This is a genomic window from Bartonella sp. CE47NXGY, from assembly GCF_042195415.1.
In the GTDB taxonomy this organism is placed as follows: Bacteria; Pseudomonadota; Alphaproteobacteria; order Rhizobiales; family Rhizobiaceae; genus Bartonella.
On record NZ_JBHIOI010000249.1, the window covers coordinates 1 to 645 of the forward strand.

General features: G+C 44.0%; 1 pseudogene. It reads right to left on the reverse strand.

The features are described 5' to 3' along the window. Positions 1–597, reverse strand: a pseudogene (locus ACFIL3_RS10920) (hypothetical protein); the annotation flags it as partial. Between the last annotated feature and the right edge of the window lie 48 nt (positions 598–645).

The following is a 645-nucleotide window of genomic DNA, read 5'->3' on the forward strand; positions in this document are numbered from 1 at the left end:
TACAGCATCCGTTGACGTTCTACTAATGTCTCCATTTTTAAGAGACGTAATCTTGCTGCTCTCTTTACTGTCCCCATGCGTCGCTACAAACGCACCTTTAGACTTATCCCACAACAAGGCGTCAGCTTGAGCAGTGGTAATGCCCTTTTCAATCTCTTCGGTAATTTCATCCTTAACATTATCGATTTTATCTTTAACATTCTCAAATGAATCACCAACACCAGAAAAGGCAGACGCGACATCGTTATAACTCGAGGCAGTAACACTGCCATCTTCTTTCACGCTCTTAACCGTGAATGTAGGCGCACTCCAAGTTCCATTCTCATACTTAGCTTTACCACCTAAAGACTTCGCAACACCGCTCCCTAGTGCATATAGCTGGTTACCCGCTACAGCATCACTTGAGCCTTTAGTTATAGATCCATTGGCAAGCGATGTTATCTTGCTGCTTACCTTCTCTTCACCATGCGTCGCTACAAACGCACCTTTAGACTTATCCCACAACAAGGCGTCAGCCTGAGCAGTGGTAATTTCATTGGTAATCTCTTTATGTAAATCCGTGAAAGACGTTCCTACACCGGCAAACGCTGAAGCCACATCTGTATAGCTCTCCTCACTCTCAGTTCCATCAGATTTTACTGTTTT